Origin of the sequence: Paraburkholderia steynii (assembly GCF_900100565.1) — a bacterium.
GTDB classification, from domain to species: domain Bacteria; phylum Pseudomonadota; class Gammaproteobacteria; order Burkholderiales; family Burkholderiaceae; genus Paraburkholderia; species Paraburkholderia terrae.
Genome location: NZ_FNDI01000006.1, coordinates 186835 through 207923 on the forward strand (window position 1 = coordinate 186835; position 21089 = coordinate 207923).

The 21089-nt window shown below is 63.4% G+C and carries 12 protein-coding genes; 7 read left to right on the top strand and 5 right to left on the bottom strand.

Features of this window, described 5'->3' with window-relative positions:
* Positions 1-147 precede the first annotated feature (147 nt).
* The 4 genes from BLT65_RS13495 (at position 148) to BLT65_RS13515 (ending at position 9375) form a co-directional block, all read left to right on the top strand.
* The gene (locus BLT65_RS13495) at positions 148-984 is read left to right on the top strand and encodes an IclR family transcriptional regulator (protein ID WP_042308450.1); all 837 of its coding nucleotides are present in this window, start codon (positions 148-150) and stop codon (positions 982-984) included.
* 491 nt (positions 985-1475) lie between these two features.
* On the top strand, positions 1476-2900 hold the full coding sequence (locus BLT65_RS13505) for an MdtA/MuxA family multidrug efflux RND transporter periplasmic adaptor subunit (protein ID WP_091778364.1): 1425 nt from the start codon (positions 1476-1478) through the stop codon (positions 2898-2900).
* A 17-nt stretch (positions 2901-2917) separates the two neighbouring features.
* Positions 2918-6055 carry an MdtB/MuxB family multidrug efflux RND transporter permease subunit gene (locus tag BLT65_RS13510; RefSeq protein WP_091778366.1) on the top strand — a complete coding sequence of 1046 codons (3138 nt, stop codon included), beginning with the start codon at positions 2918-2920 and terminating at the stop codon, positions 6053-6055.
* Between the two features lie 17 nt (positions 6056-6072).
* Positions 6073-9375, top strand: coding sequence for an efflux RND transporter permease subunit (locus tag BLT65_RS13515; RefSeq protein WP_091778368.1), 3303 nt, complete (start codon positions 6073-6075; stop codon positions 9373-9375).
* A 995-nt stretch (positions 9376-10370) separates the two neighbouring features.
* On the opposite strand, the gene BLT65_RS13520 is transcribed toward BLT65_RS13515, so the two are convergent.
* The 3 genes from BLT65_RS13520 to BLT65_RS13530 form a co-directional block, all read right to left on the bottom strand.
* Positions 10371-10835, bottom strand: coding sequence for a hypothetical protein (locus BLT65_RS13520; RefSeq protein ID WP_091778370.1), 465 nt, complete (start codon positions 10833-10835; stop codon positions 10371-10373).
* A gap of 109 nt (positions 10836-10944) precedes the next feature.
* Positions 10945-11502 carry a peroxiredoxin gene (locus tag BLT65_RS13525; protein ID WP_091778372.1) on the bottom strand — a complete coding sequence of 186 codons (558 nt, stop codon included), beginning with the start codon at positions 11500-11502 and terminating at the stop codon, positions 10945-10947.
* A gap of 160 nt (positions 11503-11662) precedes the next feature.
* Positions 11663-12985, bottom strand: a complete 1323-nt coding sequence (locus BLT65_RS13530; protein WP_042308434.1) for an EAL and HDOD domain-containing protein — start codon at positions 12983-12985, stop codon at positions 11663-11665.
* A 308-nt stretch (positions 12986-13293) separates the two neighbouring features.
* Between BLT65_RS13530 and BLT65_RS13535 the strand changes: the two genes are divergently transcribed.
* Positions 13294-15132: a putative bifunctional diguanylate cyclase/phosphodiesterase gene (locus BLT65_RS13535; RefSeq protein WP_091778374.1), complete on the top strand. Its 1839-nt coding sequence runs from the start codon at positions 13294-13296 to the stop codon at positions 15130-15132.
* An 85-nt stretch (positions 15133-15217) separates the two neighbouring features.
* Positions 15218-16675, top strand: coding sequence for an HDOD domain-containing protein (locus BLT65_RS13540; protein ID WP_091778375.1), 1458 nt, complete (start codon positions 15218-15220; stop codon positions 16673-16675).
* Between the two features lie 67 nt (positions 16676-16742).
* On the opposite strand, the gene BLT65_RS13545 is transcribed toward BLT65_RS13540, so the two are convergent.
* Both BLT65_RS13545 and BLT65_RS13550 read right to left on the bottom strand, forming a co-directional pair.
* Positions 16743-18095: an EAL and HDOD domain-containing protein gene (locus BLT65_RS13545; protein ID WP_091778377.1), complete on the bottom strand. Its 1353-nt coding sequence runs from the start codon at positions 18093-18095 to the stop codon at positions 16743-16745.
* Between the two features lie 315 nt (positions 18096-18410).
* The gene (locus tag BLT65_RS13550; RefSeq protein ID WP_091778379.1) at positions 18411-19211 is read right to left on the bottom strand and encodes an ABC transporter substrate-binding protein; all 801 of its coding nucleotides are present in this window, start codon (positions 19209-19211) and stop codon (positions 18411-18413) included.
* A 48-nt stretch (positions 19212-19259) separates the two neighbouring features.
* Between BLT65_RS13550 and BLT65_RS13555 the strand changes: the two genes are divergently transcribed.
* Positions 19260-21017, top strand: coding sequence for an anaerobic sulfatase maturase (locus BLT65_RS13555; protein ID WP_244186501.1), 1758 nt, complete (start codon positions 19260-19262; stop codon positions 21015-21017).
* Positions 21018-21089: the final 72 nt, after the last annotated feature.

A 21089-nucleotide genomic window follows, 5' to 3' on the forward strand; every position in this document is an offset into this window, starting at 1 on the left:
CTGCTCAAAAATTACATTCCTATACAATGAATCGTCGTAGGAAAAAGGGACTTAGGCCTTTACTGAGCGAGGGCCTGGGGCGCTTCAAAGGAAGCTGTATCCTGGAGCGTGTTCCACAATATTGAAATAACGTTTCATAAAAACCACATGAACCAGTCATCGACGCGTCCGGCCGTCATGGATTCCGCGAAGGAAAAAGACGGTTCCGGCGACGAGGTCACCGCGCTCGCGCGCGGCCTGACGGTACTCCGACGGGTCGCGGCCGCCGACGCCCCGCTGTCCAACCGCGAACTTACCGAATTGACGGGCATTCCAAAACCGACCGTCTCCCGGATCACCGCAACCCTTGTGAGCGCAGGCTTTCTGTTTCGTCTGCCCGACAGCGAGCGCTTCGTGCTCACGTCATCGGTGCTGGAGCTGAGCAACGGCTTTCTGCGCAACTTCGACATCCGCGCCCGCTCGCGGCCGTTTCTGATCGAACTGGCCGAGCGGACCTCGCTGTCCGTGCATCTCGCCGTGCGCGACCGCCTCGAAATGGTCGTCATCGATGCGATCAAGCCGCGCTCCGCCGTGCTGGTGTCGCGCCTCGACGTCGGCTCGCGGATGGACCTGAGCCGTACCGCCGTCGGCCGCGCGTATCTGGCGGCGCTCACCGACACGGACCGCGAAAAGCTGCTGATCGGCTTGCAGGCCGCGGCGGGCGACGACTGGGGAAACATCAGCGCCCGGCTCGACGCGGCGCTGCGCGAAACGAACGCGCAAGGCTTCGCGATCGCGACGGGTGAATGGCACGAAGGGCTCAACGCGATTGCAGCCGGCTTCATCGGGCCTTCGGGCGAACGCTACGCGGTCAACTGCGGCGGCTCCGCGCATCAGTGCCCGCGCGACTGGCTCGTTTCGCGCGCAGCGCCCGCGCTGCTCGAGACGATCGACCGGATCGTTCACGAGATCGGCGGCACGCCGGGGCGCCGGCTCGACGCCTGAGCACGGCGAGCGGCAGCCGCGCGCCGCAGCGGCAAGCCGATGAGAAACCCGACATCCCGTTGACGCACGCCTTTCGACCGCGCGAAAACTGTGTAACGGTCGTAATCCGCCGAAAAATACGCCGCTGGACTGTAACTCGGCCCGGGACGTAGCATCATGCTTTCCCGCGCGCCCGGGGAAGCTGCCATAGTCCTCCGCGCGCCCCGCCAGCGCATGCGCATCGGCAACGCGGGCGGGAACGCGCCCGGCAACGGACGCAGCGGCGGACACCAGCACGGCCAACAGGGAGGAGCCGTCAGTCATGCCGATAACGTGTCTGGCCGCGAAGCGCGGCCGCCGTCACGTCACGGTCATCGCGATGAATCACGCATCAATTAGCATCGCGCCGGCATGCGCGATCAACACGAAGCGGCGCCCGGCGAAACACGGCCGCGCGCATCGCGCGTTACACCAGCACGTTTGCCCCATTAAGCCAGCCACCTGATCGAACGATGGACGAACAAAAAAAGCAGCCTGAACCTTCACGCAACGCCGCCCCCGCCAGCCCGCCTCCCGGGCGCGATCCCGGGCCTGGGCCTGGCGCCGTCAAGCGGCATCGCGGCCGCACGATCGCGCTGATCGTCGCCGTCGTGGTGATCGCGGGCATCGTGCTGGTGCGCTGGCATCCGTGGAACAAGACCGCTGACGGCGCGAGCGCGGCAGCGGGCGCCAGCGGCGCACAGGCGGGACGTGCCAGCGGCGGCGGCCGCCGCGGCGGCGCGGGCGGCGCGAACCAGCCGCAACCCGTTCACGTGGCGACCGTGAAGCAAGGCGAAATGCCCGTCGTGCTGAATGCGCTCGGCACCGTCACGCCGCTCGCGAACGTCACCGTACGCACGCAGTTGACGGGCACGCTGCAGACGGTCGCGTTCCAGGAAGGTCAGATGGTCAAGAAAGGCGATCTGCTCGCGCAGGTCGACCCGCGTCCGTATCAGATCAGTCTCGCGAATGCTGAAGGCACGCTCGCGAAGGACACGGCGCTTCTGCAAACCGCCCGTCTCGACCTGAAGCGCTATCAGACGCTGCTGTCGCAAGACTCGATCGCGAGCCAGCAGGTGGACACGCAGGCGTCGCTCGTCAAGCAGTACGAAGGCCAGGTGAAGGCGGACCAGGCGAACATCGACACCTTCAAGCTCGATCTCACCTACGCGCGCATCACGGCGCCCGTCTCGGGCCGCGTCGGCCTGCGCCAGGTCGACGCCGGCAACTACGTGACGCCGGGTGACACGAACGGCGTGGTCGTGATTACGCAGTTGCAGCCGATCAGCGTGATCTTCACGACCTCCGAAGACAACCTGCCCGCCATTCTCAAAGGCATGCGCGCGAACCAGAAGATGTCGGTGACGGCGTACGACCGCAGCAACACGACCTCGCTCGAAGCGGGCTATCTGGAAACCATCGACAACCAGATCGACACCACCACGGGCACCGTCAAGCTGCGCGCGACCTTCCAGAACAACGAAGGCCTGCTGTTCCCCAACCAGTTCGTCAACACCCGCCTGCTCGTGAACGTCGTGAAGGATGCCGTGATCGTGCCGACTTCGGCGGTGCTGAACGGCTCGATGGGCGCGTTCGTGTATGTCGCGAAACCCGATAACACGGTGACGGTGCGTCAGGTGAAGGTCGGCCCCGTCGACGGCGAGCGCACCAGCATCGCGTCGGGCCTGCAGGTCGGCGAGCGCGTCGTGATCGACGGCTCGGACCGGCTGAAGGAAGGCGCGAAGATCACCATTCCCGCCGATCGTCCGCGTGGCGCGTCGGGGGCTTCGGGCGCATCGGCGGCCCATGCGGCTTCGGGCGCATCGGGTGCCGCGGGTGCGATCGGTGCCTCGGGCGCGCACCGTCACCGGCACGCGTCGCAGACGTCGGCGGAATAAGGCACGGCTGATACCGCATGAATCCATCCCGCGCCTTTATCCTCCGCCCGGTCGGCACCGCCCTTCTGATGGCGGCGATCATGCTGGTCGGGCTCGTCGCACTGCGTTTTCTGCCGCTGTCCGCGCTGCCCGAAGTCGACTACCCGACCATCCAGGTGCAGACGTTTTATCCGGGCGCGAGCCCGGATGTGATGACGTCGTCGGTGACGGCACCGCTCGAACGCCAGTTCGGGCAGATGCCGTCGCTGAACCAGATGTCGTCGCAAAGCTCGGCCGGCTCGTCAATCATCACGCTGCAGTTCAGCCTCGACCTGCCCCTCGACGTCGCCGAGCAGGAAGTGCAGGCGGCCATCAACGCGGCGGGCAACCTGCTGCCGTCCGACCTGCCCGCGCCGCCCATCTACGCGAAGGTCAACCCCGCCGACGCGCCCATCATCACGCTCGCGATCACCTCGAAGACGCTGCCGCTCACGCAGATCCAGGACATCGCCGACACGCGCCTCGCGCAGAAGATCTCGCAGGTCGCGGGCGTCGGCCTCGTGAGCCTGTCGGGCGGCCAGCGCCCCGCCGTGCGCATCCAGGCCAATCCGCGCGCGCTCGCGTCGTACGGGCTGAATCTCGACGATCTGCGCACCACGATCTCGAACCTGAACGTCAACACGCCGAAGGGCAACTTCGACGGCCCGTCGCGCTCATACACGATCAACGCGAACGATCAGCTGACGGACGCCGACGCGTACAAGAGCGCAGTCGTCGCGTACAAGAACGGCCGCCCGGTGATGCTGACGGACGTCGCGACCATCGTGGCCGGCGCGGAGAACACGAAGCTCGGCGCATGGGTCGACAATACGCCCGCGATCATCCTGAACGTGCAGCGCCAGCCGGGCGCCAACGTGATCCAGGTGGTGGACAGCATCAAGAAGCTGCTGCCGACGCTGCAGCAGTCGCTGCCCGCCGCGCTCGACGTGCAGGTCGTCACCGATCGCACCACGACGATCCGCGCGTCCGTACGCGACGTGCAGTTCGAACTGATGATGTCGGTCGTGCTCGTCGTGCTGGTCATGTATCTGTTTCTCGCGAACATCTACGCGACCATCATCCCGAGCTTGTCGGTGCCGCTCTCGCTGATCGGCACGCTCGCCGTGATGTACCTGTGCGGCTTCTCGCTGGACAATTTATCGCTGATGGCATTGACGATCGCCACCGGCTTCGTGGTCGACGACGCGATCGTGATGATCGAGAACATCGCGCGCTACGTCGAGGAAGGCGAGACACCGTTAGAGGCCGCGCTGAAAGGCTCGAAGCAGATCGGCTTCACGATCATTTCGTTGACGGTCTCGCTGATTGCCGTGCTGATCCCCCTGCTCTTCATGGGCGACGTGGTCGGGCGGCTGTTCCATGAGTTCGCGATCACGCTCGCGGTGACTATCGTGATCTCGGCCGTCGTGTCGCTCACATTGGTGCCGATGATGTGCGCGAAGCTCTTGCGCCACACGCCGCCGAAGGAAAGCCACCGCTTCGAAGCGCGCGCGCACGCGGCTATCGACTGGGTGATCGCACGTTATGCCGTCGCGCTCGAATGGGTGCTCAACCGGCAGCGCTCGACCCTCGTCGTCGCCGTGCTGACGTTGGTGCTGACGGCCGTGCTGTACGTCTACATTCCAAAGGGCTTCTTCCCGGTACAGGACACGGGCGTGATCCAGGCGATCACGCAGGCGTCGCAGTCGGTGTCATATGCGTCGATGGCCGAGCGCCAGCAGCAGCTCGCCGCGGAAATCCTGAAGAATCCGAATGTCGAAAGCCTGACCTCGTTCATCGGGGTGGACGGCAGCAATATCACGCTGAACAGCGGCCGCATGCTGATCAATCTGAAGCCACGCGACGACCGCGACGCGACCGCCAGCCAGGTGATCCGCCAGTTGCAGCAGGACACGTCGCACATTCCCGGCGCGACGCTCTACATGCAGCCGGTGCAGGATCTGACCATCGATTCGACCGTCAGCCCGACGCAGTACCAGTTCATGCTGACCGATCCGAATATCGACGAATTCGCGACCTGGGTGCCGAAGCTAATGGAGCGCCTCGCGCAGTCGCCTGAAATCGTCGACGTCGCGACCGATCTGCAGAACAATGGCCAGTCGGTGTATGTCGAGATCGACCGCGCGTCGGCGGCCCGTTACGGCATCACGCCCGCCACCGTCGACAACGCGCTCTACGACGCATTCGGCCAGCGCATCATCTCGACGATCTTCACGCAGTCGAACCAGTACCGCGTGATTCTCGAAGCGCAGCCGACCATGCAGCACTACACGGAGTCGCTGAACTCGATCTATCTGCCGTCGTCGACGTCGTCGGGCGGACAAGTGCCGCTCAACTCGATTGCGAGCTTCCACGAAAGGCCCGCGCCGCTGCTCGTCACGCACCTGAGCCAGTTCCCGGCCACGACCGTCTCGTTCAATCTCGCGCCGGGCGCGTCGCTCGGCGCGGCCGTGAAGGCGATCCAGCAGGCGGAAAAAGACATCGGCCTGCCCGCTTCGTTCCAGACGCGCTTCCAGGGCGCGGCCCTCGCGTTCCAGGCGTCGCTGTCGAATGAACTGTTCCTGATCCTCGCCGCCATCGTCACGATGTACATCGTGCTCGGCGTGCTGTACGAGAGCTTCGTACACCCGATCACGATTCTTTCGACGTTGCCGTCGGCGGGCGTCGGCGCGCTGCTTGCGCTGCTCGTCACGGGCCACGATCTCGACATCATCGGCATCATCGGCATCGTGCTGCTGATCGGCATTGTGAAGAAGAACGCGATCATGATGATCGACTTCGCGCTCGAAGCCGAGCGCGAACACGGCAAGTCGCCGCGTGAAGCGATCTATCAGGCCTGTCTGCTGCGCTTCCGCCCTATCCTGATGACGACGATGGCGGCGCTGCTCGGCGCGCTGCCGCTGATGCTCGGCACGGGCGCGGGTTCGGAACTGCGCCGTCCGCTCGGTATCGCCATTGCGGGCGGCCTGATCGTCAGCCAGTTGCTGACGCTCTTCACGACGCCCGTGATCTATCTCGGCTTCGATTCGATTGCGCGGCGTCTGCGCGCGCGCTTTCATCGTGAAGGTCATGGCGAAGGTCCGACCCGGCCTCCCGTCACCGACGCCGACGCCTGAATGAAGAGGCCGAACCGATGAACCTGTCGCGCCCCTTCATTCAACGCCCGGTCGCCACCACGCTGCTCGCGATCGGCATTGCGCTGGCGGGCCTCTTCGCATTCGCGAAGCTGCCCGTCGCTCCCTTGCCGCAGGTCGATTTCCCGACCATCTCGATTCAGGCGAGCCTGCCAGGCGCGAGCCCCGAGACGGTCGCGACCAGCGTGGCCAGCCCGCTCGAACGGCATCTCGGCACGATTGCCGACGTCACGGAGATGACCTCGTCGAGCTCGGTCGGCTCGGCGCGCATCACGATGCAGTTCGGCCTGAACCGCAACATCGACGGCGCCGCGCGCGACGTGCAGGCGGCCATTAACGCGGCGCGCGCCGACCTGCCCGCGAGCCTGCGCTCGAATCCGACCTACCACAAGGTCAATCCCGCCGACGCGCCGATCCTCATTCTCGCGCTCACGTCGAAGACGATGACGGCGGGCCAGTTGTACGATTCGGCGGCGACCGTGCTGCAGCAGTCGCTGTCGCAGGTGGACGGCGTCGGCGAAGTCGACGTGAGCGGCTCGGCGAATCCGGCCGTGCGCGTCGAACTGGAACCGCAGGCCCTCTTTCACTACGGCATCGGTCTCGAAGACGTGCGCGCGGCGCTGGCGTCGGCGAATGCGAACAGCCCGAAGGGCTCGATCGAGTTCGGCCCGAACCACGTGCAGCTCTACACGAACGACCAGGCGAAGAAGGCCTCGCAATACAAAGATCTCGTGATCGCGTATCGAGACGGCGCCGCCGTGCATCTGTCCGATGTCTCCGAAGTCGTCGATTCCGTCGAAGACCTGCGCAACCTCGGCCTGATGAACAACGAGCGCTCGGTGCTCGTGATTCTTTACCGGCAGCCGGGCGCGAACATCATCGAGACGATCGACCGCGTGAAGGCGATGATCCCGCAGCTGAAGGCGTCGCTGCCCGCCGCTGTCGAAGTCACGCCGACGGCCGACCGCTCCACCACCATCCGCGCCTCGCTGAAAGATACGCAGTTCACGCTGATGATCGCGGTGGCGCTCGTCGTGATGGTCGTGTTCCTGTTCCTGCGCAACTGGCGCGCCACGCTAATTCCGAGCGTCGCCGTGCCGATCTCGATCATCGGCACGTTCGCAGCGATGTATCTGCTCGATTTTTCGATCGACAACCTGTCGCTGATGGCGCTGACCATCGCGACGGGCTTCGTGGTCGACGACGCGATCGTCGTGCTGGAGAACATCTCGCGGCATATCGAGAACGGCATGCCGCGCATGAAGGCGGCTTTCGTCGGCGCGCGCGAAGTCGGCTTCACGGTGATGTCGATCAGCATCTCGCTCGTAGCCGTGTTTCTGCCCATTCTGCTGATGGGCGGGATCGTCGGGCGGCTGTTCCGCGAGTTTGCGTTGACGCTGTCGCTGGCGATTGGCGTGTCGCTGATCGTGTCGCTCACGCTCACGCCGATGATGTGCTCGCGCCTGCTCTCAGAGCCGCACGAAAAGAAAGAGGAAGGCCGTTTCGCGCGCTGGCTGGAGCGGGGCTTCGACTGGATGCAGCGCGGCTATGCGCGCACGCTCGGCTGGTCGCTGCTGCATCCGCGCCTGATTCTGCTCGTGCTGATCGCGACGATCGGGCTGAACGTGTATTTGTACATCATCGTGCCGAAGGGATTTTTCCCGCAGCAGGACACGGGACGGCTGGTGGGCGGCATACAGGCGGATCAGTCCACTTCGTTCCAGGCGATGAAGGTAAAGTTCTCCGAGATGATGAAGATCGTCCAGGCGAACCCTGCCGTCGACAGCGTGGTCGGCTTCACGGGCGGACGGCAGACCAACTCGGGCTTCATGTTCGTGTCGCTCAAGTCGAAGAGCGAGCGCAAGATTTCCGCCGATCAGGTGATCCAGCAGTTGCGCGGGCCGCTGTCGGACGTCGCTGGCGCGCGCACGTTCCTGCAGGCGGTGCAGGATATTCGTGTGGGCGGCCGGCAATCGAACGCGCAGTATCAGTTCACGCTGCTATCGGACTCGACTGCCGATCTCTACAAATGGACGCCGCTTCTGACGGAAGCGCTGCAAAAACGGCCCGAACTCACCGACGTCAACTCCGACCAGCAGCAAGGCGGTCTGGAAGCGATGGTGACGATCGACCGGGCGACAGCGGCGCGTCTGAACATCAAGCCCGCGCAGATCGACAACACGCTGTATGACGCGTTCGGCCAGCGCCAGGTCTCGACCATCTACAACCCGCTGAACCAGTATCACGTCGTGATGGAAGTCGCGCCGAAATACTGGCAGAGCCCTGACATGCTCAAGCAGGTGTGGGTCAGCACGTCGGGCGGCAGCGCGAGCGGCTCGCAGTCGACCAATGCGACGGCGGGCACGGTCACGTCGAGTACGACGTCGAGTGCTTCGTCGGGCGGCACGGGCGGCACGACGTCATCGAGCGCAGCCGCTGTCGCGGGCGATGCCGCGCGCAATCTGGCGAACAACTCGATTGCGGCGAGCGGCAAGTCGAGCGCATCGACGGGCGCGGCCGTGTCGACGTCGAAGGAAACGATGATTCCGCTTTCCGCGATTGCGAGCTTCGGGCCGGGCAGCACGCCGCTTGCGGTGAACCACCAGAGCCAGTTCGTCGCGTCGACGATCTCGTTCAACCTGCCGCCGGGCAAGTCGCTGTCGGAAGTGACGGATATCATCTATCAGACGATGGCTGAGATCGGCATGCCAGGGACGATCCGCGGCAGCTTCCAAGGCACGGCGCAAGCGTTCCAGCAGTCGATGTCCGACCAGCCGATTTTGATTCTCGCGGCGCTTGCGGCGGTTTATATCGTGCTTGGGATTTTGTACGAGAGCTATATTCATCCGCTGACCATTCTGTCGACGTTGCCGTCGGCGGGGGTCGGGGCGTTGCTCGCGCTGCTGCTCTTCAATACCGAGTTCAGCATCATTGCGCTGATTGCGGTGATTCTTCTGATTGGCATCGTGAAGAAGAACGCGATCATGATGGTCGATTTTGCGATCGATGCGTCGCGGCAAGGGCTTTCTTCTCGTGATGCGATTGAGCAGGCTTGTTTGCTGCGATTCCGGCCGATCATGATGACTACTTGCGCTGCGATGCTTGGCGCGCTGCCGCTCGCGTTTGGGCGTGGTGAGGGGGCGGAGTTGCGTGCTCCGCTTGGCCTCGCTATTGTGGGTGGCTTGATTGTGAGCCAGATGCTCACGCTCTATACCACGCCCGTTGTTTATCTTTATATGGATCGGATTCGGGTTCGGTGGGAAGCCAGGCGGAATCGGGGGGCGGCGGCTTCAGGTGCATGAGTTAGGGTTGGTTTTGTCTGCGACGCTGGGTGGGCTGCTAGTGTTTGCGATGGCATCCGGTTTGGTTTTTTGGGCCTTTGCGCTGGCATCCGCGATTTGCTTTCGTGCTTCACGCGTCGCCCCTGTGCGGGGCGGCACCTACTTTTCTTTGCCGCCGCAAAGAAAAGTAGGCAAAAGAAAGCGGCTAACACCGCCAGGCTCTGTTTGCCTGAGGGCCCCCAACCGGTCTTACGCTTCACACGGCAATCACGTGACCCATGTTCGTTGCCAACGCATTGCCTGAGGGCCCCCAAAGGGTCTTACGCTTCACACGGCAACGTCTCTGTTGGCGCGTGTTGCCAACTCTTCGAATAAACGCCTCACCAGGTTCTTACGCTTCACACGGCAACGGCTCTGTTGGCGCGTGTTGCCAACGCTTTGAATAAACGCATCACCCGCTTCGAATACCCATGCACGGGCCAGCGGCAGCGAATGATTTGTGCCGCCCAGGTGGCAAACTGTGTGTAGGTTGTCGCGTCGTATAGCGTGGCGCTCTTACAGGGTAGAACGCCTGCGCTATCGGTCCGAAGTGATGCGTGTGGACCACAAGGGGCCGACACACAGTTTGCCACCTGGGCGGCGGTGGACTATCTGGCACCGCATGCTGAAACGCGGGGGCGTGAAGCGGGTGAGGCGCACTGCAAGAGCGTTGGCAACGAACTTGAATCGAGAAGTTGCCGCGTGAAGTAAGGGACCAGTTGGGGGCCCTCAGGCACGAAGTAATGTTGGCGGTGTGAGCCGCTTTCTTTTGCCTACTTTTCTTTGCGGCGGCAAAGAAAAGTAGGTGCCGCCCCGCACAGGGGCGACGCTTGAAGCACGCTAACAAATCGCGGATGCCCGAGCAACGGCCAAAAAACCAAACCGGATGCCAGAGCAAAGGCCCAAAAAACCAAACCAGATGCCAGAGCAAACCCATGCGGCCCCACCCAGCGTCGCAGACAAAAAAACACCAAACCTTAAAGCTTCTGCGCCATCGCCAGATCAAAAATCCTGACCCACTGCCGGGCCTCGCGTTCGGACCTAACAGGTAAGCGCCACTCCGGATGCGCTGCATCCTTAACATCGACCTTGACCTGCCAGCGTTCCCCATCCCGCACCGGCTGCGCCCCGCGAAGATCCGCAAAAATATACGAACCCCTCAGACCGGCGACCTGCAAGTCACACAACCGCTTCCCTGCCGCGAGGCGAACCCCGCCCCATTCGCCCTTGAGTTCGTGAGTCCAGTCGCCATCGCGAATATTCGCCGACACTTCCTTATGCCGACGCCACCACCACGCAAGTGCCGCAAGCACGAGTGCAGCAAACAGGATCGCAACACCCACGGCCACGCCAAGCCCAAAATGCGCGGAGAGCGCATGAAACGCCTGCACGCAGCCATAAATCAACGCAATCAGAGCAATCAGCGCAACGACGATAGGCATGGCAACGTGTCCTGCAATGGCAGCGCGATATCGAAAACGCAAGCAATATAAACAGCAATCAGATGCCGCGCCGCGTAAAAGGAAAACATCGACCTACGCCCGCTCAGGGCTACTTATGCGTCGCAGCCCACTCCTTGAGCGCCTGCATCGTATTCTCGACATGCTTGTCGGGCGAGAGGCTCGTGTACTCGTAAATGATCTTGCCGTCCGGCGCAATCACATACGACACGCGGTTCGCCATCGATGCATGCATCGGCAGCCCCGCGTCATACGCGTTGATGACCTTCGAGTCGGGATCGGCAGCAACGGGGAATTTGCTGCGGCATTCGCTGACCGAGAACTTCGTCAGCGTGTCGATGTTGTCGTGCGACACACCAATCACGGTCGCGCCGTACTTCTTGTACTCATCCACAGCTTCCGCGAATTCGTGCGCCTCGATCGTGCAGCCCTTCGTGAACGCAGCCGGATAGAAGTACAGCACCACCGGGCCCTTCTTCAACGCGTCGGCCAGCGCGTACGTGTACGTCTTGCCGCCCAGCGATGCCTGCGTCGTAAAGTCTGGCGCGCTGTCGCCCGGCTTGAGCGTCGCGGAAGCCGTCAACGTATACAGCGACATACCCGCGCACAGCACAGCCGCCAGTGCGAATGGCACAATCTTCAGCTTCATGTCGAATCCTCGAATCGTAAGCGCACGATGCCCGTGCAACGCCTCGCGACGCTATGCCTTACAACATGAAGCGTCGAGGCTCAACTTGCGCCCTATATTGGACCACGTTTGACAATTGCGCGTCGTCAGCCGGACAAGTCGGATGGGCACGACGCGCGAGTCAGTCGCCCAGATGCGCGCCAAACCACGCAGCCGCCGACAGATTCAGCTCGGCCAGCACGATCGGCGTGAGTGCGCCGAATTCTTCCAGCGACTGGGCGCTTGCCACGGCAGCCGCATCCTGCGCCTCGCCCGCCGCTTCCGCGATGCTCAGCAGCGCGCCCATCTGCCCCGCCCGCTCGACGATAGCATCGCGAATCAGCGGCGACAGATCGAGCGGATCGAGTGTAGCGTCCGGCGTCGAATCGACGAGCACATGCACAAGCGAGAACACGCCCGTCAGGAACGCGGCGTCCGCAAACGCCTCGTCGTTCGGGCGAATCCAGCGCGCGGCCAGCTCCATGAAGCGCGCGCGCGTACCCGCGAGTTGCACGAGCGGGTCGGAGCGCCACGGTAGATCGCCGCCGCCCGCGTACAGCAGCAGTTGCGCCCAGCGCGCGATCTGCCGCGTGCCCGTCGCGATGATCGCCTCGCGCAGCGACGAGATGTTGCGCCCGAGCCCGAACGCGCTCGAATTGACGAGCCGCAGCAGTTGCATCACGACATTCGGATTGCGCTTCAACTCATCTTCGAGCTCGACGATGCCCGCTTCACGCGCGAGCAGCGCGAGCAGCCGCAGCAGCGAGGTGCGCGACGAGCGCGTGCGGCGCGTCGACAGCACCTGCGGCCGCGCGAAGAAATAGCCCTGGAAGAGATCGAAGCCGAGTTCGCGGGCAAGCGCGAAGTCTTCGCGCGTCTCGACCTTTTCGGCGATCAGCGTCTTGCCGCGACTGGCGAGCGCCTTCGCGAGGCCGGGCAGTTGCGCGCGGTCCGTCTGCAGGAAATCCACCTTGACGATATCCGCGTACGGCAGCGCAGTGAGCAGGTTCGGCGACAGTTCGCACACGTCGTCGAGCGCGATGCGAAAGCCCGCGCGGCGCAAGTCGGCGATGCGCGCGATGAGCCGCGCGTCGAACTGCACCGTCTCGAGGATTTCGAGCACGAAGCGCTCGGGCTCCATCAGATGCACGATGTCGTCGAACAGCAGTTCGCGGCCAATGTTCACATAGCCGCGATGCGCGCCGAGCACGGAGGGCACGCCGATGCCGCCGATCGTGCGCACCACCACCTGCGCGGTGGCCTGCGCGTCGTCGGAGACCTGCGCGTAATTTTTCGCGCTGCCGCGAAACAGCAGTTCGTAAGCGTGCAGTGCGCCGTCGCGGTCGAGAATCGGTTGACGCCCGACATAGACGAACTGCGCCGATGAGATCGCCTCGTCCTCTTCGCCTGCTTGCGCAAACGTTTGGGGGCGGCTGGCTTCGTCGTTTTGAAACGGATCAGGCATGTTTAACGGCTGCTTGGATTCGGAAAACGGCTTGCCTGCGGGGTCGCCAACTCGCGCCCCGTCAGGGGGAATAACGGAGCGCGTTCGCCGCCACTTTAGCGGAATCCACCGGCAATGCACAGGCATCCAGGGTAGCCGCGAATCCTTACCATATGTTATGGCGCTTTTTGTGTCTGAAAGCTAAAGATTCTGTCGCAAACGTCGTTATCCCGTTCTGATGGACGGCCTCGCGCCTGCCCCGATCGGTCGAACGACGGGCATCGCAAGGACGTCCAGCCTCACGACGAACCGGGTAGTCAGCGACACACATGGAAGCGACCAGGATCACCCCAGCCCGCCGGGGCTTGCTGCGCACGGCAATCGACCGGTTCCGCGCGGCCCGTCAGCCCGCGCGCGCGACGGTCGCACCAGGCGCATCTGGTGCGCCAGGTGCTTCGCACGGGCTCGAACAGGCCGCGCATGCCGTCGACTTCCTCGCGCACGTGGCGCGCAATCTCACCTTTCTGTATGTCTCCGAGGCGAGCCTGCGCTTCATCGGCTATCACCGCGAGTATCTGCAAACGGTCACGCTGCACGAACTCGTCGCACCCGGCGACGTCGCCCGTCTCGACGCCGCGCTGCGCCGCGCCGACGAAAGCGGCGTGGTCGAAAAAATCACGCTGGATCTGATCAAGTCGCTGACCTACCCCGTGCCCGTCGAACTGCGCATTGCGCGCAACTGTCACGACGGCATCGAAGGCTATGCGATCGCGGGCTTCGACGTGTCGAGCTGGCGCGCGACGGAAGCGAGCCTCAAGCATCAGCTGCATCACGACAACCTGACGGGTCTCGCGAACGTGCCCGCCCTCGTCGAGGAAATGCGTCACGCGCAGCAGAAGGCGGACGCGACGGGCAAGTCGGCCGCCCTGCTGCTGCTCGATCTCGACGACTACCAGCGCGTGAACCGCGCGCTCGGTTACGACGCCGGCGACGAAATGCTGCGCGACACCGCGCGCCGCCTGTCCAACATGACGACGCAAGGCGAACTTATCGCGCGCATCTCCAGCGACGAGTTCGCGATCCTGCTGCCACCCGCGCATGCGCGCGCCGACACCGCGATCGCTGCCGAAGCGCTCGCGCGGCGTCTGTTGACGGCGATCCAGCAACCGTACACCTTCAACCGCCAGCCGGTGCATCTGTCGGCGAGCGTCGGCATCGCGCTGTATCCGGACACACAGCACTCGGGCGAATCGCCCGAACACGCACCGCGCGACAGCCAGCTCTTGCGCTGGGCGGACCATGCGCTGGCACGCGCGAAGGCGGCAGGTGGCAACACGCTCGCGTTCTACGTACCCGACGACAGTCCCGCTGACGCCGAGCGCCTGAAGCTCGAATCGGACCTGTACGACGGCGTGCGCAATGGCGAGTTCTCGCTGCACTTCCAGCCGATCACGAGCAGTCAGTCGCACGGCGTGGTCGGCGTCGAAGCGTTGATTCGCTGGCAGCACCCTGTGCATGGGCTCGTGCCGCCGTCGATGTTCATCCCGCTCGCCGAATCCGTCGGCCTCATCAACTATCTGGGCAACTGGGTGCTGAAGGCCGCGTGCATGCAGTTGATCCGCTGGGACATACAAGGCATCCGGCTGCAATATGTCGCGGTCAATGTCTCGCCGCAGCAGTTCCGCGATCCGCGCTTCAAGGAAAGCGTGCGCGAGGCGATCGCGCTCACGGGCATCGATCCGCACCGGGTCGTATTCGAGATCACGGAAAGCCTGCTGATGCACGACCCGCAGCACGCGACGGCATTGCTCGAAGAGCTCACGGGCCTCGGCATCCGCTTCGCCGTCGACGATTTCGGCACCGGCTATTCGAGCCTTGCGTATCTGCAACGCTTCCCGCTCGCGAAACTGAAAATCGACCGGAGTTTTGTGGAGAATCTGTTAACCTCGCGCAACGATCAGGCGATCGTCAGCGCCGTCGTGGGTCTCGCGCAAACGCTTGATCTCGAACTCGTCGCGGAAGGCGTCGAAACGGAAGCGCAGCGTGAGCTGCTCACCGAGATGGGCTGCGGTCACATTCAGGGCTGGCTCGTCTGCAAGGCACTCCCATCGGAAGAACTCGCACAGCGCTTCGCATCGCGCGCGCTTCACGTGCATGGTGAAGCGTGACTGACATGACGCGTGTTGATATTGGGCACAGTCAACGTCACGACTTGCCACTCACTGGAACTTGTATGGCTCTTGCGGGACTCTCATGCTAAAGGCTGCGCTGCTTGACCGGCTCTGGGCTCGCATGAACGAGCGCGGCGATTTCCCGATGCTGCAGCAGTCGCTCCGCTCGACGATGGCGGCGATGAACAACGATGACCTCGATTTCAGCGCCCTCGTGCAGATCGTGCTCTCCGACTTCGCGTTGACTCAGAAGGTGCTGCGTCTCGCGAATTCGGCGATGTACATGGCGTTCGGCGGCAACATCACCACAGTCTCGCGCGCGCTAATGGTGCTGGGCATGGATGCCGTCGGGCATCTCGTGGTCGGCCTGAAGATCGTCGATCACTTTCATCACAGCGTGCCGCGCCGTATCGACGCGAAACTCGAACTCAACCGCACGATGCTGTCGGGCTGCGTCGCCCGCAAGCTCACCGAGCGCGGCGATCTGCGCGACGGCGAAGAGGCTGTCGTCTGCACGCTGATGCGCCAGATCGGCAAGCTGCTGGTCGTGTTCTATCTGGATGCGGAGTGGGATCACATTCGCCGCCAGATCGATACGGGCATGGGCGAGAACGAAGCCTGCGAAACCGTGCTCGGCGTGACGTTCCAGGAAATCGGACTCGAAGCGGCGTCGCGCTGGCGCTTGCCGGAGATGATCCGCGTCGGCATGACCGAGTTCGATCCGCTGCAGGACGACGAGCCGCGCCAGGTGCAATGGCTGCGCGCGATCACGAACTACTCGACGGAAGTCGCGAACGTGCTCACGCAGCCGCATCTGCCTCAGGCGCAGCGCGACGTGCGCATCGCCGAGCTTGCGCAGCGCTACAGCCGCACGCTCAACACCGATCCCGAAGTGCTCGTCGACATGAGCCTGACGCTCGCCGAAGAAGAGACCCGCGACGGCGTGATGCGCGAGATCTTCGAACTGCGCGCGAATGCCGATGCGATCGCGCGCGAGACGCTCGATCCCGAGTCGTGCATCCGTGCCGGCGTGAGTGAATTGCAGGCGCTGCCGAGCGACAGCGGACTCGCGCCCGCGCTCGCGATGGCGTCGGAAACGGTGCTCGCGGGTTTGCAGTTCGAGCGCACCGTCGTATTCGTGCGCCATGGCAGCGGCATCTTCAAGGCGACGATGGGCTTCGGTGCAAAGATCGAAGCCGCGCTGCCGAAGCTCAGCTTCGCAACGGCCTTCGCGCCCGACGTGTTTCATCTCGCGATTGCGAACTCGGTCGGCATCTTTATCGAAAACGCGCGCGATCCGAAGATGCGCGCGCGCTTGCCGGACTGGTATCGCCGCGCGTTCGAAGGCGTGCATTCATTCGTGCTGCTGCCCGTGGTGCTGGAGAACAAGTCGACGGTCGCCCTGCTCTATGGCGACTGGGCGCATCATGACGTGCGGCGCCGCATCTCGCAGCGGGAAATGGCCGCGCTCAACGAACTGGCGCGCGAGTTGGGTCGGTTCTTCGCGCATGCGCCTGTGAGCGAAGTCGAAACGCTCTAACGAAAGACGCGCGCCCTCTTCCATCGACGTGCGCGGCTCATGAGTTCGAGCCGCGCATTCTCCCGCATCAATCCTCGATCCGCTCCAGCCCCGTCGCCTCGGCGCTGCGGTCGGCAACGCCTGCCCACGCGGCCGCCACCAGACCCATTTGCGCGACGTCGAGCACCTGCAGACCTTCGAGCCGTCCGCACGCGCTTTCGATGTCGGCCCATGCGCCGCGTTCGAGCGCCTCGACCACCGTCAGCAAGGTGCCCAGCACGCCTTCGCGCAACAGGATGGCGTCGCGGATCGGCTTGGACAGCGCGAGCACATTCAGCGTGTGTTCGAGCGAGCCGCCGAACACCGAATCGACGAACGAGAACACGCCCGTGAGGAACGCGGCGTCGGTTTCGTCACGTCCCGCCTCGGGCAGACGCTGGATGGCCAGTTCCATGAAACGCGCACGCGTCGCGGCGAGTTGCAGCAGCGGATCGTCTTCGAGCGCGACCTTGCGGCCGTCCGCGTAGAGCAACAGTTGTGTCCAGCGCGCGATGCGGTTCGTGCCCGTCGCGTTGATCGCTTCGCGCAAGGTCGTGACCTTGCGTCCCATCGCGAGACCGCTCGAGTTGGCAAGACGCATCAGATGCATGACGAGGACCGGATTCAGCTTCAGCTCGGCTTCGAGCTGCGCGACGGTCGGCTCGCCACCGAGCAGTTGCAGCAGATTCAGCAGCGCGTGGCGCGGCGCGCTGACCTTGCGCGCGGCCGCGCCCTGCGGATGCGCGAAGTAATAGCCCTGGAAGCGGTCGAAGCCGAGATCGAGCGCCTGCTCGTACACTTCCTGCGATTCGACTCCCAGCGCGATCAACAGCTTGCCCGCCGATTTCAGCACGCTCGCAAACTTGGGGAGCATGGCTTGCGGGATGCGGTGCATGTCGATCTTCACGGCGTCCGCATACGGTAGCAGGCGCGCGAAGGTGTCGTTGGCCTGCGCGACGTTGTCGATCACGAAGCGATAGCGGCGCCCATACAGTTCGACGATGCGCGTGATCAGTTGATCGTCCGCGACGATGTCGGGCGGCAACTCGAACATGAAACGCTCGGCGGGCAGGCTGCGGATCGCGTCGTCGAACAACAGCTCGCGCGTGACGGGCAGATAACCGGGATGATTGGCGAGCGCGGCGCGCACGTCGGGCTGCAGGATCGCCTGGATGATGGCTTGCGCCTCTCCCTGCCTGGCTTCCGCTTCCTGCTCGCCGGTTTCGCCGGATTCGCCGGCGTCGGCGGCGGGCGCCTGATACAGCTTGAGTTCGAACGCGCACAACATGTTGTCGCGGTTCAGGATGGGCTGACGGGCAAACGAAACGTTTGCGCGCGCGTCCTGCGCAAAGCCCGGAACGTCTTCTGCCTGGCGTTCCTCAGCGACTGCGGTGGTGGTCATTCCGGTCCCCTGTCCGGCCAGCGTTCGCGCTTCATGGCTTACGCTGGTCCCATGCAAGTAGTTGCGGCGAAGCGTGGCGCTTCGTGCTCTCGTCTGTTGAGTATCGTTCTGGCGGCTTCATCCGACATGTGCGGCTGCACCCGCTGCATATCGAGCCGTCTTTCCCCGTGCGCAGATTTTAGCGCACGCCGCCATGCGCAGGAGCATGAAGAAGCGAAAAAAGACTGGGAAAACAAGGGCAAAAAAAACGGCCGCATGAAGCGGCCGTTCGACGTTCGACGCCGGCGCGACGATCCGCGCCGGACGAAGCGCGCATTACTTCAGCGTGACCTTGACGTCGAAATACTTCGCCGCGAGCTTGTCGATCGTGCCGTCGGCTTTCAGTTCCTTGAGCGCCTGATTGACGGCGTCCTTCAGCTGGGCGTCGCCCTTGCGCAGACCGAAGCCGACGCCCGAACCAAGCAGCTTTTCATCCGACACGGCCGGGCCGGCGAATTCGAATCCCGCCCCTTGCGGCTTCTTCAGGAAGCCCTTCGACGCCGCTTCCCCGTCGAGGAACGACGCATCGAGACGGCCCGCGACGAGGTCCGCATAGACCTGATCCTGCGCCTGATAAGGAATCACGTCGACACCGAGGGGCGCCCACTTCGCCTTTGCGTAGGCCTCCTGGATCGAGCCTTGCAGCACGCCGACGTGCTTGCCCTTCAGCGACGCCGCTGTCGGCTGCAAACCGCTGCCCTTCTTCGCGATCACCTGGTTGGGGATCACGTAGATGGGATCGGTGAAGTCGATGACGGCACGGCGCTGGTCGGTGATCGACATGTCCGAGTTGATCGCGTTGAACTTGCGAGCCTGAAGCGCGGGGATCAGGCCGTCGAACGCATTCTCGACCCATACGCATTTCGCCTTGAGCTTGGCACAGACGGCGTTGCCGATATCGATGTCGAAGCCCTGCAGGTCACCGGCGGGCGACTTCGATTCGAACGGCGCATACGATGCCTCGACGCCGAAGCGGATTTCCTTGATCTCGGCTGCCGTTGCGGTCGTTACCGTCACTGCCATCAGGGTGCCCGCCACTGCGGCGAGCGTGGCCATCTTTTGCCAACTCATTTTCATTAAAGCTTTCCTCAAGAAGTGCTTGTGGCGGAATGCCCCGCCTTGGGCGTGCCGCGATCATGGGCACGCCAAAAATACGGTTCAAACGCCGTCGTCCGGTTTGGTGCGGCGCACAAGGCGACGCGAGCGCGGGATTTTACAGGGTCTTCCTCAGCCCCCGGTCGAGTGCGCCGGTTTTGCGTGTCGCGGTGCGCTGATCGAGATCGGCTCAAATCAGAAAAATCCTGTCGCAACGACGCAATCCTCCTTAGGAAATTCGCCAGCACACAAGAAACAGCTAGAGGTTGTGATGCAAATCTGTCGATCGATTCAGACGACTGGCATGCCGTCGTGCTTGCGGCGTGTCAGCGTACCCGGCGACACACGACGACGCAATACGCCTTTAGGCTAATACGCCAATTGCTTCGTATTGCGTATGATATTTTCACTAAGGATTCCGACATTATTTTTTTACAGAAAATAGTGTCGACGTCCCTTGCTTTCCACGCACCCCAGGCGAATCTTCGAGCATCGACTGCAATGAAACACAGCACGACCATTCCGCTGACACCACTAGCGACCAGTCTGGGCGACGTCGACGCGCCGCCATCGGGGCCGCGCTTCAAGCGACGCTTTCACGTCATGGCCAAGCCGACGGGGTCAGCCTGCAACCTCGATTGCAAGTATTGCTTCTATCTGCACAAGGAGCAGTTGCTCGAACAGCGCCGCGGCGATTTCATGAATGACTCGACGTTGGAAACGTTTGTCCGCCAATACATCGAAGGGCAGGACGGCGAGCAGATCGTCTTTTCCTGGCAAGGCGGCGAGCCGACGCTCATGGGGCTCGACTTCTTTCGCAAGGTCGTGCGCCTGCAGGAGAAGTACAAAAGCGCGGGCCAGCGGATTGAAAACAACCTGCAAACCAACGGCACCGCGCTCGACGACGCGTGGTGCGCGTTTCTCAAACAGCACGATTTTCTCGTCGGCCTGTCGATAGACGGGCCGCGCGAGCTGCACGACGCCTACCGCGTGTCGCGCTCGGGCAAGCCCACATTCGACAGGGTCATGCGGGGGCTCGAATGCATCCACCGTCACGGGGTCGCCTTCAATGCGCTCGCTGTGATCAACCGGCTCAACGCACGCAGACCGATCGACGTTTATCGCTTCCTCACGCGAGAAGTCGGCGCGACTTACCTGCAGTTCAATCCGTGCGTGGAGGCCAGGACATTCAAACAGGTCGCGCCGCAATTCTGGGACGAGGCATCGATTCCTGTGGTCGGCACCGAACGGGCGAAACCGGGCGCGGCGGATTCCGTCGTCACAGACTGGTCCGTCGATCCCGATGACTGGGGCTATTTCCTGAGCCGCACTTTCGACGAGTGGCATCGCGAAGATCTGGGCCGGGTGCTGGTCAACCTGTTCGAAACGGCCGTCGCGCAGACCATGGGCATGCCCTCGCAACTCTGCATCACCGCCCCTTTCTGCGGCAAGGGGCTCGCGATGGAGCACGACGGCCGCGTCTACTCCTGCGATCACTACGTCTATCCCGAATACGAACTGGGCGACATCTTCAGCCACCCGCTTCATCACGTTGCGTTTTCGGAGCGCCAGAAAGCCTTCGGATTCGGCAAGAAGGACACCCTTCCAAAGTACTGCCTGCAATGCCCGCACCTGAACCTGTGCTGGGGCGAATGCCCGAAGAACCGGCTCGTTCGTGCGCCGGACGGTGAGCCCGGACTCAACTACCTATGCCCGGGGATCAGGCAGTTTCATTCGCACGCCGGCCCAAGGCTGCGGCAGATCGCCCGCAGCCTCCACGCCGGATAGCCGGGCCCGCCCGCCCTCCACGCGTTCGAAAATGAGACGGATGCAAGTCCGTCTACGTCGCCTCCTGCCGCC